Genomic DNA, 16,903 nt, shown 5'->3' with positions numbered 1-16,903 from the left:
AGCGCCGCAAAAATCTTAAAAAATTAGATGATCCTATTTTTATTGTACTTTTTTTGTTTACATGATTCTTCCTTTAAGTCTAAAAAGGTAAAAGCAGCAAAAAGTTAGTTCTATTTTTTAATTTTTACTACATACCGTGCATTTTTTAGGGAAAAAAGTACCTATTTTTAAAGAGCCCGCTATTTCAGGTAATGGGCCCGCCACAGCTGACTTTTTACTGAGATCCTTAAAGGATCTGACTTTCGCTTGGCCTACTAAATTATTGTCCTTTCAGCAATATTTACCTCCATCCATAAAACCCAATGTAGCGCTCATGGGTTTGCGCTATCGACCCATAAGCAATCCATGCTGCTTGGTTGCATATATCAAAAGCAAAAAAAAGTATTACCAGCGTAAAGACCCATTAATAGAGGATACCAGGAAGACCATTGCTGCCAACTATGAGGTCCATAGGGACGCTGTTATACACATCCCTATGCCAGTATGGGATTGGGCACGTATCCAATTATTTAACCCTAAATATATGCAAGCTATATAATTCCTATTTCTAAAATACCATAAAATGTCGTATGGATACAAACGTTAATTGTATTGGATACCTTATGTATTAACTAAATTAAAAACAAAATGCAAACACAAAAAAAGAATAGTACCATACGTGGAATGATATTTTCCATTCACGAAAGTGAACTGCGTAAATTTTTACCAATGGTCTTTATATTTATGCTTATATCTTTCTGTTATGCCCTTACACGTTCCCTTAAAGATATGAATATGCTCAAGGAAACGAATGCTACCACCATCTGCTGGTTAAAAGCAGTAGCCACTACACCTAGTATGATTTTTTTTACCATTCTTTATGGAAAAGTTAGCCGCTCCACAGGAAGAGATGGTAGGTTCAATGCAGTCATGATTTACTTTCTTACTTTTTTTACCTTTTCATTATTGTTTTTACTTCCGCACAAACAAATATTACAATTAAGTAATCTTTCTAAAATCCTTGAAGCAAAATTTCCCAGCTTTATAGGACTATGGGAGGCTATTTGCCATTGGCCCATTTCTTTGTTCTATATTCATGCAGAGGCTTGGGGAACTTTTGCATTAAGTGTATCATTTTGGACTTTTATAAATGAGATTACTACTATAAAGCAAGCTAAACGGTTTTATAGCTTTTTAGGCACTTTTGGTACCGTTGGTAGCATCTTGGCTGGACTGATTCTTAAATTGGATAATGTTCGTACCAATTTCGATCAAAGCTTACAATTTGTCATTATAGCTATTGTTTTGATTCTGATCATATACAACTATTTTACTGCAGATATAAAAGTACATCCAGCCTACTATCAGATAGAAGAAAAACCTAAAAATGTAAAGGTAAAAATGTCTTTTGTAGACTCTATGAAGTTTCTAGCACGGTCTAAGTACCTGATGTTGCTTTCCATATTGGTAATCAGTTATGGATTAGTGATTGCCCTTTTTGAGGCTGTAGAAAAAGCGCAAATTCAGGAATTGGTAAAAATCACAGGAGATAATGCCCTGTATGCAGGTATATATTCTAACCAACAAATTGCAGTAGGTATAATTTCTATTTTAGTAAGTTTGTTCTTTGCCAAACCTACACTAAAAAGAGGATGGCGTTTTGCTGCATCTGTTACGCCAGTAACTGCACTGGTGATGATGGTTTTATTTTTTACCTTCTTGCGCTTTGGTACTGTTTTAGATGATTTCTTAAAAAGCTTTCATCTCAATGCCTTATATCTGTCTGTTCAAGTAGGGCTTTACAATGTGGCTTTGATTAAATCAGTAAAGTATGTTCTTTTTGATCCTACTAAAGAAGCGGTCTATATTCCATTAGATGAAGAAACTAAAGTACGTGGTAAAGCAGCGGTAGATGGTGTAGGCGCCCGTTTGGGAAAGAGCTTAGCATCTGTACTGGTTACCAGTATGTCTACATTATTTGGCGGTGGAGATATTGCCAGTATTCGTACCCCCATTGTACTGATCATTATAATGGTGATTATAGTTTGGTTGGTAGCGATCAGAGCTTTAGGAAAATTAAAAGTAAGAGCTGAAGAAAACTATGAAGCGGAAATGCTTCCTACCAGGAATGTACAAGTAAGTAAATAGCGCAACAGCGGATGAATTCTGTCGCGTTTGTCACATCTATCTAAAGATTTCTTTAACGCGACAGAACCGACAAGGATGCTCCATTACTTAGTAAGCGCTGTAGCGTACATTTTCAAACGATTTTTCCTAGTACCCTCTGCTCGTCCTGTCTGTAAGATTAAATATTAACTTATACATTTTATTTTGGTCAAAATCAAACTGACTTTGGAGTGGCCTCATAAGAGGCAAAATATTGTATACCTTTTTCTATAGCCTTAATGCATTCCAAACATTTTTTTCTTGTAGCTATATCAAGAACCGTTTCATTAAAATTAGTTATTGCATAGATATCTATATCTTTAGACTTTAGGAGGGCGTCAACTGCTAATAGATTCTTTTCATTTATTGCCGTATGCAGTGGGGTATATCCATATACATCTTTTTCATTGACCTTAATCCTTTTATCTGTCAATAACAATTTGACTAATTCTGAGTCGTTTTTGAATGCTCCCAAATGGAGTACGGTATATTTATCTCCATGTGTTGCATTAACATCAATATTTTCATCTTTTAGTAATACCTTAACCATTTCTATATTACCTTCTCTTCCTGCACTATAAAGTGGGGTATCGCCATAGTCATTTCTTTGATTAATGTTTGCACCATTTTTTAATAAGTATTTTACAAGTTCTATATCCGAATTTAAAATTGCATCAGACAAATCTTGACGGAGCAATGGTGTACTTGACGTGGGGTATCCACTGTAGGCACGTGTTGATCCTATAAAACTTTTAGTATTGTAATCAATTGCATTAGAAAATTGTGTATTTGATGCATTAAGTGGACTTAATGCTGTTACCATACCAATGCTATTATTTAACCCATTTGTATTGGCTACGGATGAACTATCTAAAAGATTAGATATGGCCATTGTACTAGCTCCCAAAATTACAGTTGTACCGACAACTGCTCCAGCAATAAATTTTTTAGGATTTCTATTGTAGCTTCTTTTTAGATTACCTAAAGTATAACCTCGCTCTCTAATATCTCTAACCATTTCTTGCTTTCTGGTTACACAAGATGAAAAACCGTTTAAGCTTAATAGGCCAATGTATAGGCATATACAATAGTTTATTCTTTTCATGAAATTAATGTTTAGTATTATAGTTAATCGATATGCATTTTCTTTACCAGATCTTAGATCTGCTAAAAAGATAAACCACTAAGTGGAAAGCATGAAATATAAGAAAAAAATACTAAATATATTTATAATCAATTCATTATATAGAATAAATAAGATTCTATTGAATTGTCTTAGCTATTTTTTCATAGATTTTTACAAAATAAGGCAACTATACCCAGTCCACTGCGTTATTGAGCATGTATTGAGATGGCAGATCTGTAATGTACAAGGTCCTTGCAATCTAGAGTAGGCCTGTAAGCACAGATATTATATCCTTAACTTATTTTTAAATAAATTTTAATAAATTGTTGTAGTTTATGCAAGCCATGTAATCATCGAGCAGCATCGGGTAGATTCAGATAAACCGTTACACTGCTAGGCATACTCTTTTTAAGTAGCATTATCGCCATATATCCTTTTAGTTATGTCAGAAATTATCGCTAGTCTTGACATAGGTACTAGTAAAGTTTGTGTAGTTATAGGAACACAAAGCCAATATGATCCTAATAAACTTGAGGTATTAGGTATAGGAAGTGCTGCTGCAGATGGCATTGTGCGCGGTATGATTGTGAACATTGATAAGGCAGCTATTGCGGTCAAGCAAGCCCTAGAAGCTGCAGAAGAGGACTCTGGTATAAATATTAATATCGTACATGTAAATATTTCTGGGAAACATGTAACAGGATCTTGCCACCATGGTAGCATTACAAGAGATACCATAGAGGAAGAAATTACGGTAGAGGACATCAAAAAACTTACCAATGATATGTACCGTATTGTCCCCCCCTTAGGTACAGAAATTGTACATGCTATGCCGCAAGAGTATACCATAGACTATGAAATTATAACCCAAGATCCAGTAGGTATGTCAGGGGTAAAATTAGAGGCAAATTTCCATATCATTACAGCTAAGACCCACGCCATTCAAAACATACATAAATGTATTAAAAAAGCGGGTGTAGAAGCAGAAATAGTCATGGCTTCTGCCCTAGCGGCTAGTTTGGCTATATTGAGTGATGAAGAGAAAGAAGCAGGAGTTTGTTTGATTGATTTCGGAAGCAGTATGATTAAAATAGTAATCTTTTTTGATGCCATCATTCGGTATACCGCTACCATTCCATTAGGAGGACATCTGATTACTTCAGATATAAAACAAAGTTGTATGGTTACGGAACGGCAAGCAGAGTTACTAAAGGTAAAATTTGGTAGCATTGGATCCAATACCTTAACTACCCAATCAGTAGTAGCGATTCCAGGATTGCGCAATCGTAGACCCAAAGAGATTATTACTACTAATTTGGTTAAAATCATAGAGGCACGTGTAGACGAAATAGGGACATTTATCCATGAAGAAATCCTGCATTCTGGTTTTTACGATAAGTTAGTAGCTGGTATCGTTGTAACAGGTGGAAGTGCCAACTTACCAGCTATACCAGCCATACTTCAGCAGGTAACTGGATTAGATACACGGTTGGGCTTTCCAGATGAGTATTTAGAAGAGGGCAGTAGCAAACAATTACGGGACCCTAGTTACGCCACTGCTATTGGATTAACACTAGCTGGATTTAAAGCATTAGATTATAGAGAAGCCTACTATAGAGCAGCAAAGTCTGCCGACTTAAATTCTACGAAAAAAAACGTTAAAAAAGCAAAAAAAAGCAACTTTTCTTTTGCACGCATTCTTACCAAAACAAAAGCTTTTTTAGTAGACGATTACGATGAAAACTAATCGACAAAACAATATCATACTGCCTTATATAGCTTGTTGGAATTAAAGCACCTTATTATGTGAATTATGAAGGATATTACCTATAAATTTGATTTACCTACCCACCATAAATCTATTATCAAAGTGATAGGAGTAGGTGGTGGTGGCAGTAATGCAGTGAACAACATGTATAAGCGTGGTATTAGAGATGTGTCCTTTATTGTTTGCAATACAGATGTCCAAGCGCTACAAAATAGTCCTATACCCATTAAGCTACAAATTGGTGCAGCGCTTACAAGTGGACTAGGGGCTGGGGCCAATCCAGAAGTGGGACGTAATGCTGCATTAGAAAGTAAAGAAAGCATTCGAGAATTATTGGATGATGATACAAAAATGCTTTTTGTTACAGCTGGGATGGGGGGTGGAACCGGTACAGGTGCGGCCCCTGTTATTGCTAGTATTGCCCGTCAGCAAAGTATCTTAACAGTTGGTATCGTGACACTACCTTTTTCATTTGAGGGGAAAAAAAAGCATTCACAAGCACAAGAAGGCATTAATGAATTACGGAAACATTGTGATACGGTTCTTATCATCTTAAATGATAAAATTCAAACCATATTAGGCGGACTGTCCATTAGTGAAGCTTTTATAGAAGCGGATAATGTGTTGACCACTGCTGCTAAAAGCATTGCTGAGATTATTACGGTACCGGGTTATGTTAATGTAGATTTTGAAGATGTTAAGACAGTAATGAAAAATGCGGGTGCAGCGGTTATGGGTTCTGGCGAAGCCAGAGGTGAAGGCAGGGCATTACAGGCTGCTGAAACGGCGCTTGCTTCTCCTTTATTAGACTATACAGATATACGGGGTGCTAAAAAAATACTATTATCCATTGTTTCCGGACAAACAGCCGAGCTACAAATGGATGAATTAACCATTATTACCAATTATATACAGGAGCAGACGGGCAACGATGCTGAAATGATTTTTGGTCATGGTTCTGATTCGGAAATGGAAGAAAGTATTAGGGTTACGGTTATTGCTACTGGATTTAATAGAGAAGCAGACCATGCAAATCAAGAGCTACTGGCTCCGTCTAAACAGGAGGTGAACTATACGGAACCTAAAGTATTGCACCATCCAGCATCCAATACGGAAATCTTAGATGCCTCCACAGAAAAGATAATAGTGGGGCCTGTTTTTAAAACAGCTAAAGCAAGTCCCAAGCAGTCTGCAACAGCAGAAGAATCTGCTATACAGTTACCCCTACCTTTTGGTTCTCCTAAGGGAATAGTCTTGGAAAAAAGCTGTGCATATAGACATGTACCCACTGTAACGTCCAAACGGGGTATTGCACCGATAAGCTGGGATGATCGTTATTTAAAAGAAGAGTTGGCAATACCTACTTATTTAAGAAAAAAAATAGTGCTTGATGCGGCAGATGCAAGCACAGAATGGATCCGCTATCGCTTAGATGATACATTAGACCATACTGATTTGAAAGGAGGTCATGTGCCTCATGAGTAATAATAGTTATGCAAGTTACTGCTTATAAAACCCATAAAGTTAAGCCTGGGGAGTCTTTGTACCTTATACTAGATCAGTATTTACCTAAAATAGCGCCTCAAAGTATCATTATAATTACGTCAAAAATTGTCAGTCTATGTCAGAATAGAATAGTTCACCAAAGCATCATTTCTAATAAGCTGGCTTTTATCCAACATGAATCCGACTTCTATCTGGAAGGTGATTATATAGAAAAGTATGGTGTAGTATTAACCATTAAAAATCATATACTTATTCCAACAGCCGGTATAGATGCATCGAATGGGAATGGGTATTATATTTTATATCCTGAAGACCCACAAAAAACAGCTACTGAAATTTGGCAGTACTGTCGCACTCGGTATCCTAATCAAGAGATGGGCGTACTCATTACAGATAGTCACACTACGCCTTTGCGTAGAGGGGTAGTCGGGATAGCATTAGCTTGGTGTGGATTTGAACCGTTATACAGTTATATTGGGAAGCCTGATATATTTAATAATCTATTGCGCGTCAGTATGATTAATATTTTAGATGGTTTGGCAGGAAGTGCTGTTCTAGTCATGGGGGAAGGCGATGAACAAACACCATTGGCTATTATTCAAGAAGTACCAAAAATTACTTTTCAGAGTAGACCACCCAATCAAGAAGAACTACAATCGATTATTATAGACCCCTCAGATGATTTGTATGCACCATTATTGACAAGCGTCAAGTGGATAAAACCATCTTAACGTCAATTCTGGATTAGATTTATTGTAACCCAGTGTATATATAAATGCGATCTTATTCCAGCTCTTTAATTCAGATAATCTATAATAAAACGTACGACCTTAATTTAATGCTGTTTTTAACAGATACGACAGAGCCAAATTTTCTATTGGAATGGCCTCAAAAAATAGGGAAAACTATATCAACCTGCTACAAACGTCTTATACATTTTTCTATTAATTTTTCTATGTAAGAGCAACAGATCCATTTATTTCAGATGGTTGTTTTGTCGTAAATCAGTTGATGTGGTCCCAATATCATCTATAAAATTCACTGTTTTATCATGTGCGCCTGCATAAGCGTCAAATATATTCAATATATACCAAGCACTAGCAATTATAATAAATAGATCACGCGTGCGTTGACATTCCCGAATACGTTTTTTGGTATACGCAGGAACTCGCTCAGATTGATTATTGGCATCAAAAAGAAGCGTTCGGTTATATTTGTGCATTTGTTGATGTTCGGAGTAGATTTTATAGCCAACCAAAGCAAAGCCCAAATAAAGGCAGGGCACTTTCCAGTAATCTTTATTATAAATTTGCCCTAAGCCAGGAACCACCATAGAAGTAATCCACGCGCGTTGTACCATGGTTTCTGTAGGCATGGTTTTAGACCACAATGGTCTTTCTTCTATCTTTTTAGAAGAAAGATCAGATGTATTGTGTATAAAATATAAAGGTCTAAAGGGGTGGTTAATCACATTCCATACAATAGATTTATCCCGTGGGGCAACAGCCCAACTTAGATAAGGAAATAAAAAAAATCCCATTACGCTTAAAAAAAAAGGATAGAACTTTTTCATTCTTGTTTTATATTTGAAATAATAGCCAAAATTCTTCCTAGTTCTTCCTCAGAAGAAAATAAGATCTTAATTTCTCCTTGTTTTTCTGTATCTGCTTTGATAATTACTTTTGTATTAAATTGCTGGCTTAATTGATGCGTTGTGTTTTGTAACTTTCTTTTAAAAGAAGGATTAAGTTGTATTTTAGTAGTTGGCTTTTTCAAATGGCCAATGGCAGAGAGGTCTTGCACCAATTTTTCGACTTCTCGTACAGAAAGAGCGTCTTCGAGTATCTTTTTTAGATAACTTAACTGGATTTCTGGTGTTTGCAAATTAATCAGCGCTCTTGCATGACCCATAGAAATTTTTTGGTCTCGAAGCGCAATTTGAATATCAGGTGGCAATTTAAGCAAACGAAGGTAATTATTTACAGTAGTTCTATCTTTTCCAACCCGTTCAGCTAATGCTTCTTGTGTAAGTTTGCAATCTGTCAGCAAACGTTGGTAGCTCAACGCAATTTCAACTGCGTTCAATGCATCACGTTGGATATTTTCAATAAGCGCAACCTCTAGCATATGGAGATTATCCGTGCAACGTATATAAGTAGGTACCTCTTCTAAGCCTGCTAATTTAGCTGCACGCAAACGCCTTTCACCAGCTATTAACTGATAGGTATGATTGCTTAATTTACGAACAGTAAGCGGTTGTATAATCCCGTGCAACCTTATGGAGGCACTTAACTCATCAAGTGTTGCTTGGTTAAAATCTTGTCGAGGTTGGCAAGGATTGGTAGCAATCGATGCAATCTGAATCATTTTAAAAAAATGGTCAGAAGTATTAAGAGATGTTTCTGTATGGGCACCTTGCAACAAAGCACTTAACCCTCTACCTAAGACGCGATTCCCTTTTGTAGGCTCCATAATTTAATGAATTTTATTATTTCTAACGCCACCTGTGATTTCTTCAGCAAGCCTAAGATAGCTAACCGCACCTTTACTATCTGCATCATAAATAATTGCCGGCATACCAAAACTTGGTGCCTCACTTAATTTAATATTTCTTGGAATAATGGTTTCAAAAACCATGCATTGAAAATGCTTTTTGACCTCTGCTACAATTTGGTTGGCCAAACGAAGCCTTGCATCATACATCGTCATCAATATGCCCTCTATTTCGAGATTAGGATTCAAGCGAGATTGAATAATTTTAGTTGTATTTAATAGCTTTCCTAACCCTTCTAATGCAAAGTATTCACACTGAACGGGTATAATTAAAGAATCTGCAGCGGTAAGTGCATTGATGGTGATTAAGCCTAAAGAGGGTGCACAATCTACTATGATGTAATCATAAATCGACGTTATGGACTTTAAAGCCAATTTGATGCGACCTTCTCTATTCCTAAAGCTTACCATCTCTACTTCTGCACCTACTAAGTTGATATGAGAAGGCAAAAGATCTAAATTGGGTATAGCGGTAGCTTGAATCAACAGCTTGGGATCTACAGTCTCTACAATGCATTCATAGATACTGTGTGCTACTTCTTCTGGCTTAATCCCCACACCAGAAGTTGCATTTGCCTGTGGATCAATATCAATCAGAAGAGTTTTTTTTTCTAAAATAGCAAGACTTGCTGCTAGGTTTATAGCAGTAGTTGTTTTGCCAACCCCACCTTTTTGATTTACAATCGCTATGATTTTTCCCATATTATACTGCGATTTATTCGCATAAATTTTACAAATTATACATAAATAGCCCCAAATCTTTATTTTTTACTCCTTGATTACAGAAGAAACTCCGCAACTAAGAAAACAAAACCAATATTTAATATATACCAAAGAAAATAATAAGGAATAAACCATAAACGGATTTTATCACCGTATGATTACCACATTATATGATGTGCTGGCCTACAATCTATGAAAAAAATAAAATATATCAAAAAAGTATATTTAAAAATGTACGACTTGCTTTATACAAGATATATGTTCCATCTGTGCAGGAATATACTCAAAACTAGACAAAATAGCTTATTAAGCTATTTTGTCTAGTTTTGAGATGTAACTGTTTTGATTACCGTCCTAAATAAACCATTAAAATAGAGATATCAGCCGGACGCACACCGCTTATTCGTGAAGCTTGTCCTAAGGTACTCGGTCTTACTTTTTGAAGTTTTTCTAATCCTTCTGCAGAGATTGCCTTAAGTTTTGTATAATTAAAATCAAGTGGAATGGTATAATGTTCCAATTGTTCCATTTTTTCTACAAGGTCTTTTTCTTTTTGAAAATAATTTTCATATTTAACCTGAATGTTCGCTTGTTGCAACACTTCTTGTCCATAAGTAGATAGTGCATTGCTTTGCTCTTTATCCAATTGAAGCAGATCATTCAAATTAACCTCTGGTCTTTTTAACAACCCATCAGCATATTGTGGAATATCTATTAAACTTGCACCTTGTGCTGCTAAGACTGGATTAATCATTTCTGGCTGTATCTTCCATTTTTTTAAAAAATCAAAGATAGAAACCAGTGCTTTTTTCTTTTTATATACTTTTTGAAGTCTTTCTTCATCAGCCAATCCTATCGCATACCCCAATTCTGTTAAACGCAAGTCTGCATTATCTTGCCTGAGTAAAATACGAAATTCAGCCCGCGATGTAAACATTCGATAAGGTTCCTCTGTTCCTTTGCCCACTAAATCATCTATTAAAACGCCAATATAAGCTTCAGATCTTTTGAATACTACTTGACTAAGTTCATGGATCTTTCTATAGGCATTGATCCCTGCCATTAAGCCCTGACAGGCGGCTTCTTCATAACCAGTTGTTCCATTGATTTGCCCTGCAAAGTATAGATTTTGAATTAATTGGGTTTCTAGTGTATAGTGCAACTGTGTAGGAGGAAAATAATCGTATTCAATGGCATAACCAGGGCAGATCATTTTTACTTTTTCAAAGCCAGCGATAGCCCTTAGCATTTTTAATTGAATAGCTTCTGCTAATGAGGTAGATAGTCCATTTACATAGACTTGAATAGTATGCCATCCTTCTGGCTCCACAAAAATTTGATGGCGCTCTTTATCTGCAAATCTATACACTTTATCTTCGATAGAAGGGCAATAACGGGGACCTGTGCTTTGAATTTGCCCATTGTAGATAGGGACATCTGCTAAATTATCCTTAATAAGGTTGTGGACAGTTGGATTGGTATACGTAATATAACAATTCTTTTGCTTTATAAGCGGAGTAGTATTTAAAAAAGAAAAGTTCCCTGGCACAGGATCGCCTGGTTGTTTTTCCATTTTATTGTAGTCTAATGTTCTACCATCTACACGGGGTGAGGTTCCTGTTTTCATCCTTCCTGTTTGAAAACCCAATTTTTGCAGTTGTTCTGTTATACCCGTAGCAGCCCTTTCTGCAGAACGACCACCAGCCATTTTTTTTGCACCAATATGGATTATTCCATTTAAAAAAGTACCATTGGTTAAAATTACAGCGGAACCCTTTATTGTAATACCTAATGCAGTTTGAATACCCTCTGCCTTTCCATTTTTTACTAGTAATGAGACCACTGTATCTTGCCAAAAATCTAGATTGGGCAATGATTCAAGCGCCCTGCGCCAACATATTGAAAATAATCCTCGATCGTTTTGTGTCCGAGGACTCCACATTGCTGGCCCTTTTGAGGTATTTAACATCTTAAATTGAATAGCCGACTGATCTGCTATAATGCCAGAGGATCCTCCTAAGGCATCTATTTCCCGAATAAGCTGCCCCTTTGCAATACCTCCCATAGCTGGATTGCAAGACATTTGACCAATTGTCTGCAAGTTCATCGTAACCAATAAAACTTTAGCACCTAATTTTGCAGCAGCTGTAGCAGCCTCACAACCTGCATGGCCACCACCTACTACAATAATATCATATTCAAGTACCATAAATTTAAAAATGTTCCACGTGAAACATATCACTAATAATTTGCTAAAGCAGAAAATAGACCATTTAAGGACAATTTATTGGTGTAGCCTGATTACTGAACGAGCAACCTATTGTAAATGAATGGGACCAATATGATTGCTTAAAAAGATCGAACTAGAGGTGAAATATTTTTATCAAAAAAAATAAAATTAAATTACAGAAAGCACAAAAACGTTACGAATCCATCGGACCGCTTAGCTTGTTAATAAAGGATATATTGACTATGGGCATCCTATATGGTAGAGATTTTTTTTACAAGGAGGTCACGACCAGGGAAAAAAAAAGAACTTTCCAATGCAGCTGTTTCATCTGAATCTGAGCCATGAATAGCGTTATAGTCAATAGAAGTAGCAAATATTTTTCTAATGGTACCCTCAGCGGCTTCTCCTGGATTAGTAGCGCCCATTAGTTTCCGTAGATCTGCTACAGCGTTCTCTTTTTGTAAAACCATAGCTACTACAGGGGCAGAAGCTATGAATGCACACAGAGCTTTGTAGAAAGGGCGATCTGAATGGACAGCATAAAAATGTTCCGCAACAATTGGCGTTAACTGAAGCATAGTGATGGCATCTATGGAAAAACCTGCTTTTTCGATCATAGAAAGAATGGCACCAATATGATTGGCTTGAACTGCATCGGGCTTAATCATTGAAAATGTATATTTTCCTTGTGTTCTGTTCATTTGATTAAGGGTTACTAAGATTGCATTTGTTCGTTGTGTACTGAAACCTAGAACACTTTCGCACTTTTCTAGTTGATGTATGATTAACCCTATCTACCAATAAATTAGATTTTCAATAAGGGAATAGCTTAGTCAGCTTTTTTGTATAAAGACAAATATAATACTTTTTGTTTTTTATCCAATTACCTATATAATGTCGTCATAAGAAGTTAGCCCATAGATGGATACATCTAATTTGGACAGCTGCCAAGAATGATGCTGTGTTTTTTGCATACCTAGTGGAGATTCCTCTCCATTGCTTAATTTTGAGAAACATATTTTCAACAAGATGTCGGAATTTATATAGATTTTTGTCAAAATCACGCTTTATTTTTCTGTTTTTTTTGGGTAGGGATAACAGGAACAATACCTTTTTCTCTAGCATATTTAATGATTTTATCGGTATCATAGGCGCGGTCTGCTAACAAATGCTTTGGAGTTATCCCTTCAATAAGATATGTAGATTGGCTACAATCAGCTCTGGTACCTTCTGTGATAATAGCTCTGACCGGCATACCAGACGCATCCACGGCCAAATGTAGCTTCGTATTAAGCCCCCTTTTGTTCGACTCATAAATTGGTTTCCTCCTTTCGCACCCGTTCCATGCATATGTACTTTTATATAAGTAGAATCAATCATAAGCCATTTAAAATCAGGATTATTAATTAGTCTCTCTAAGATCCTTTCCCATATACCATTATCTCTCCAGCGAGAAAATCTACGATGGGTGTTTTTCCAATCCCCATAGCTAGATGGAAGATCACGCCAAGGAGATCCTGTACGTAAAATCCAAAATACTGCATTAATAAACAGCCTATTATCTTTGGCAACAGCTCCCCAACCTCCTTGTTGACCTGGAAGTAGAGGTGATAAAATAGACCATACTTTGTCTGAAATATCATGACGGTGAATCCATTTAGACATCTTAGGAATATAATTGATCTTATTAATCTAAAAATATAATAAACGTGAGTTTCGGATTAGACTTATTGTAAACTAGTTGTATATATATTATCTATAGTCCGGTTTTTTCTCTTTTAGTGAATAAGCTGTAATACCAGCTATTAAATTGACAATAAAATTAGGTATACTTCTATGCCTGGAGTGTTCTATCTGACTAATATTTTTAAGCTGATCGATAATGGTTTCAATGATAGATCTCTTTCGAAGCATTAGCCTATCCCAGATAGGCATGAAAGCTATTTTTCATTATTTTTTCTGATTTGAGTAATCAGTTCTATGCCTTTTCCCATAAGTTTTTCAAATAATTCTTTACTCAAGTAGCCTTTATCAGCAAATACTTTTCCGATCAAATTTTTACATAAGTTTTCTACTGGCCATCTATCATTGGACTTACCTGTAGTAAGAGAAAAATTCATAATTTCTCCTAAATCATTGACAATCAAGTTTAATTTGATTCCGTAAAACCATCCAGTAGTAGTTTTACCTTTACTAGCAATTGTCTTAAATACTTTATGAGCATAAGCTCTTTTTATATTACAAACCTTTATAGCGGTTGAATCCATAAAATAACAGCCTGTTCTCGTTTTAGAAAGACTTTGAGAAAAAAAGTAAAATGGAACTACTGTTCTTTGAACTAGGGATATAAATCTACTATAACTTACTAACTTGCAAAAGTCATTAGAATGAAATTGTTGTAAATGAATATAATACAACTTAAAATTTCTAAAGCCAATTACATGAAAAGCAATTAATATTGTCATTATTTCGCTCAAAATCAGTGAACATGTTCTAGTAGGTTTTCTATCTGAAGTAGGTAACAAATGTGATTCCATATAAGGCATAAATTTTATAAGAAATTCATCAACAGCGTAATATATTTCAACTAATTTTGATACATTCATATCCGGCTCCTTTGGTTTTTATGATTATTTTTCAATCCCACAAATTTAAAACACAAAGGAGCTTTTTATACTCTTTTCTTAATTTCTAATCCAAAACTGACGTTTATACGAACTACAAACCTAATATACAAAATATTTCATGACGACACTATCTAAGGAGGATTGATAAATTCTTTAATTTGCTTACGTAAAGCATGTTGGTCTGTATCTTGCGATTTTTTCAGTAAAAACTTCAATAACCAATTATACTTTTCCAGAAGATTTTCTTTCTGCTCAAGTTGAAACAATTCTGTACGGGCATCATCTGGAAGTGTTCTATCTGACTTCATTTCAGGAAAATGTACTGCAAAATTATAGTGCAACACCTTTCCCAGGGTCAATATAAAGTCATAGCTTAAATTTTTTTCTTTAAATCTGTTGTAGAGCGTATTTCTACTTATACCTATCTTTTCAGCTAATACTGAAATAGAGATACCGCTTCTTCTCACTACATTTTCAATAATTTCTCCTCTATGTTGCATCTGACATTGGCAAATTAATAAGTAGGAAAAGACATGATGATAAGGTCCTTCTCATTGATCTTTATGTTTAAATGTTTTCAACATTCAAAAGAGATACCCTGTAATTGTAAATTAGGAACCATACAGGCAATATAAATATTTGGCACTTTATTTTAAATAAAATCTTAATACAAAAATTATACACAATTTAACTTTTTTAAAATAATTTGCGCTAAAATGTCCGATACATCCATTATAGGAATCGATTTCTTTAATTCTTGTTGCATAGATGTTACTGCTTTGGTTATACCACAGGGTATAATTTGATCAAAAGGAGCCAGTTTATTATTTACGTTTATGGCTAGTCCATGCATGGTGATCCATCTGCTTACCTTAATGCCAATAGAACAAATTTTTCGGTCGAACGATTTGCTATTTTTATCTGCTTTTAACCATACACCTGTTAAGCCAGGTAAGCTAGTTGATGGAATATTGAAATGGGCCAACATTTCTATAACAGATGCTTCAAGTAAGCGAAGATAACGGTGTATATCTGTGAAAAAAAATTCTAAATCAATAATAGGATAGGCTACCAATTGGCCCGGTCCATGATAGGTAATACCTCCGCCTCTATTTACATGATATAAGGCAATTTCCTGTGTTGCTAAGGTAGCTGTATCCACTAATAAATGGTTCATAGATCCCATTCTGCCCAAGGTATATACAGGGGGATGCTCACAAAAAAGTAAATAATTAGAAACTGCTGATTGACTAAGTTGATCTACCGTACCATGCGCATGTTTTTGATCAACTATGGTTTTATAATAGGCCTCTTGAACTGCTAACGCTTCTTTATAATCTATTAAACCCAAGTGTTTTACAATTATTCCTCTATTTTCTACCATTTATCCTAATTTTTGGTTATTTATTTGAATGTATTTCCTTGTTATTGGATAAGCACTGTTTTAAAAAACGTAACTATATACAATATAGTATAGACATATTACAAACGTTGACTTAACAAAAAGCAGATTGTCCTTTTATAAAAACTTATGCTTTCACATAATCAGAACGGGTATCATTTAATAGATTGCCTATAGTTATATATAGGTTATATTAGATAGTGTCGTCATGAAATATTTTGTATATTAGGTTTGTAGTTCGTATTAACGTCAGTTTTGGATTAGAAATTAAGAAAAGAGTATAAAAAGCTCCTTTGTGTTTTAAATTTGTGGGATTGAAAAATAATCATAAAAACCAAAGGAGCCGGATATGAATGTATCAAAATTAGTTGAAATATATTACGCTGTTGATGAATTTCTTATAAAATTTATGCCTTATATGGAATCACATTTGTTACCTACTTCAGATAGAAAACCTACTAGAACATGTTCACTGATTTTGAGCGAAATAATGACAATATTAATTGCTTTTCATGTAATTGGCTTTAGAAATTTTAAGTTGTATTATATTCATTTACAACAATTTCATTCTAATGACTTTTGGCAAGTTAGTAAGCTATAGTAGATTTATATCCCTAGTTCAAAGAACAGTAGTTCCATCTTACTTTTTTTCTCAAAGTCTTTCTAAAACGAGAACAGGCTGTTATTCTATGGATTCAACCGCTATAAAGGTTTGTAATATAAAAAGAGCTTATGCTCATAAAGTATTTAAGACAATTGCTAGTAAGGGTAAAACTACTACTGGATGGTTTTACGGAATCAAATTAAACTTGATTGTCAATGA

At 35.1% G+C, this 16,903-nt stretch carries 13 protein-coding genes and 3 pseudogenes; 6 read left to right on the top strand and 10 right to left on the bottom strand.

What is annotated here, in order from left to right; all coding sequences use genetic code 11:
- The first annotated feature begins 136 nt into the window (after nucleotides 1–136).
- Nucleotides 137–538, top strand: coding sequence for a hypothetical protein (locus tag CHV_RS03240; RefSeq protein ID WP_034577322.1), 402 nt, complete (start codon nucleotides 137–139; stop codon nucleotides 536–538).
- An 89-nt stretch (nucleotides 539–627) separates the two neighbouring features.
- Nucleotides 628–2,127: an Npt1/Npt2 family nucleotide transporter gene (locus CHV_RS03235; RefSeq protein WP_034577318.1), complete on the top strand. Its 1,500-nt coding sequence runs from the start codon at nucleotides 628–630 to the stop codon at nucleotides 2,125–2,127.
- 193 nt (nucleotides 2,128–2,320) lie between these two features.
- On the opposite strand, the gene CHV_RS04895 is transcribed toward CHV_RS03235, so the two are convergent.
- Complete coding sequence (locus CHV_RS04895) at nucleotides 2,321–3,163, bottom strand: ankyrin repeat domain-containing protein (RefSeq protein WP_191321624.1); 843 nt, start codon at nucleotides 3,161–3,163, stop codon at nucleotides 2,321–2,323.
- A 550-nt stretch (nucleotides 3,164–3,713) separates the two neighbouring features.
- Between CHV_RS04895 and ftsA the strand changes: the two genes are divergently transcribed.
- The 3 genes from ftsA to CHV_RS03215 all read left to right on the top strand — a co-directional run bounded on the left by ftsA (nucleotide 3,714) and on the right by CHV_RS03215 (nucleotide 7,276).
- Nucleotides 3,714–5,018, top strand: a complete 1,305-nt coding sequence (gene ftsA / locus CHV_RS03225) for a cell division protein FtsA (protein WP_034577317.1) — start codon at nucleotides 3,714–3,716, stop codon at nucleotides 5,016–5,018.
- A 66-nt stretch (nucleotides 5,019–5,084) separates the two neighbouring features.
- Nucleotides 5,085–6,524, top strand: coding sequence for a cell division protein FtsZ (ftsZ, locus tag CHV_RS03220; RefSeq protein WP_034577315.1), 1,440 nt, complete (start codon nucleotides 5,085–5,087; stop codon nucleotides 6,522–6,524).
- 8 nt (nucleotides 6,525–6,532) lie between these two features.
- The gene (locus CHV_RS03215) at nucleotides 6,533–7,276 is read left to right on the top strand and encodes a coenzyme F420-0:L-glutamate ligase (protein WP_034577313.1); all 744 of its coding nucleotides are present in this window, start codon (nucleotides 6,533–6,535) and stop codon (nucleotides 7,274–7,276) included.
- A 245-nt stretch (nucleotides 7,277–7,521) separates the two neighbouring features.
- Here the strand turns inward: CHV_RS03215 and CHV_RS03210 are convergent, their stop codons facing one another.
- From CHV_RS03210 to lipB, 9 genes and pseudogenes are all read right to left on the bottom strand, one after another.
- Nucleotides 7,522–8,085 carry a DUF5683 domain-containing protein gene (locus CHV_RS03210; RefSeq protein ID WP_156933593.1) on the bottom strand — a complete coding sequence of 188 codons (564 nt, stop codon included), beginning with the start codon at nucleotides 8,083–8,085 and terminating at the stop codon, nucleotides 7,522–7,524.
- Nucleotides 8,086–8,114: 29 nt separating this feature from the next.
- Entirely contained in the window at nucleotides 8,115–9,017 is a 903-nt protein-coding gene (locus tag CHV_RS03205) for a ParB/RepB/Spo0J family partition protein (protein ID WP_034577309.1), read from the bottom strand.
- A 3-nt stretch (nucleotides 9,018–9,020) separates the two neighbouring features.
- The gene (locus CHV_RS03200; protein ID WP_034577306.1) at nucleotides 9,021–9,800 is read right to left on the bottom strand and encodes a ParA family protein; all 780 of its coding nucleotides are present in this window, start codon (nucleotides 9,798–9,800) and stop codon (nucleotides 9,021–9,023) included.
- 367 nt (nucleotides 9,801–10,167) lie between these two features.
- Nucleotides 10,168–12,030, bottom strand: coding sequence for a tRNA uridine-5-carboxymethylaminomethyl(34) synthesis enzyme MnmG (gene mnmG, locus CHV_RS03195; RefSeq protein ID WP_034577303.1), 1,863 nt, complete (start codon nucleotides 12,028–12,030; stop codon nucleotides 10,168–10,170).
- Nucleotides 12,031–12,302: 272 nt separating this feature from the next.
- Entirely contained in the window at nucleotides 12,303–12,752 is a 450-nt protein-coding gene (gene ndk / locus CHV_RS03190) for a nucleoside-diphosphate kinase (RefSeq protein ID WP_034577301.1), read from the bottom strand.
- Nucleotides 12,753–12,951: 199 nt separating this feature from the next.
- Nucleotides 12,952–13,716 (bottom strand): annotated as a pseudogene (locus CHV_RS05330) (IS5 family transposase).
- A 62-nt stretch (nucleotides 13,717–13,778) separates the two neighbouring features.
- Nucleotides 13,779–14,657, bottom strand: a pseudogene (locus CHV_RS03175) (IS982-like element ISCca4 family transposase).
- Between the two features lie 152 nt (nucleotides 14,658–14,809).
- Complete coding sequence (locus tag CHV_RS04885; RefSeq protein WP_051602207.1) at nucleotides 14,810–15,178, bottom strand: helix-turn-helix domain-containing protein; 369 nt, start codon at nucleotides 15,176–15,178, stop codon at nucleotides 14,810–14,812.
- A gap of 176 nt (nucleotides 15,179–15,354) precedes the next feature.
- Nucleotides 15,355–16,062: a lipoyl(octanoyl) transferase LipB gene (gene lipB / locus CHV_RS03165; RefSeq protein WP_034577299.1), complete on the bottom strand. Its 708-nt coding sequence runs from the start codon at nucleotides 16,060–16,062 to the stop codon at nucleotides 15,355–15,357.
- 367 nt (nucleotides 16,063–16,429) lie between these two features.
- Between lipB and CHV_RS05325 the strand changes: the two are divergent.
- Nucleotides 16,430–16,903, top strand: a pseudogene (locus CHV_RS05325) (transposase); the annotation flags it as partial.

The organism is Cardinium endosymbiont cBtQ1 of Bemisia tabaci, from assembly GCF_000689375.1.
Lineage (GTDB): Bacteria > Bacteroidota > Bacteroidia > Cytophagales > Amoebophilaceae > Cardinium.
Note: the sequence above shows the minus strand (reverse complement) of the source record. Positions and strands in the feature narration are given on the sequence as shown.

What these genes read in the sequence shown, in the direction of transcription:
- CHV_RS03235 (WP_034577318.1), top strand. Translation starts at nt 628, where the DNA reads ATGCAAACACAAAAAAAGAATAGTACCATACGTGGAATGATATTTTCC.
- CHV_RS04895 (WP_191321624.1), bottom strand. Translation starts at nt 3,163, where the DNA reads ATGGTTAGAGATATTAGAGAGCGAGGTTATACTTTAGGTAATCTAAAA.
- ftsA (WP_034577317.1), top strand. Translation starts at nt 3,714, where the DNA reads ATGTCAGAAATTATCGCTAGTCTTGACATAGGTACTAGTAAAGTTTGT.
- ftsZ (WP_034577315.1), top strand. Translation starts at nt 5,085, where the DNA reads ATGAAGGATATTACCTATAAATTTGATTTACCTACCCACCATAAATCT.
- CHV_RS03215 (WP_034577313.1), top strand. Translation starts at nt 6,533, where the DNA reads ATGCAAGTTACTGCTTATAAAACCCATAAAGTTAAGCCTGGGGAGTCT.
- CHV_RS03210 (WP_156933593.1), bottom strand. Translation starts at nt 8,085, where the DNA reads ATGGGATTTTTTTTATTTCCTTATCTAAGTTGGGCTGTTGCCCCACGG.
- CHV_RS03205 (WP_034577309.1), bottom strand. Translation starts at nt 9,017, where the DNA reads ATGGAGCCTACAAAAGGGAATCGCGTCTTAGGTAGAGGGTTAAGTGCT.
- CHV_RS03200 (WP_034577306.1), bottom strand. Translation starts at nt 9,800, where the DNA reads ATGGGAAAAATCATAGCGATTGTAAATCAAAAAGGTGGGGTTGGCAAA.
- mnmG (WP_034577303.1), bottom strand. Translation starts at nt 12,030, where the DNA reads ATGGTACTTGAATATGATATTATTGTAGTAGGTGGTGGCCATGCAGGT.
- ndk (WP_034577301.1), bottom strand. Translation starts at nt 12,752, where the DNA reads ATGAACAGAACACAAGGAAAATATACATTTTCAATGATTAAGCCCGAT.
- CHV_RS04885 (WP_051602207.1), bottom strand. Translation starts at nt 15,178, where the DNA reads ATGCAACATAGAGGAGAAATTATTGAAAATGTAGTGAGAAGAAGCGGT.
- lipB (WP_034577299.1), bottom strand. Translation starts at nt 16,062, where the DNA reads ATGGTAGAAAATAGAGGAATAATTGTAAAACACTTGGGTTTAATAGAT.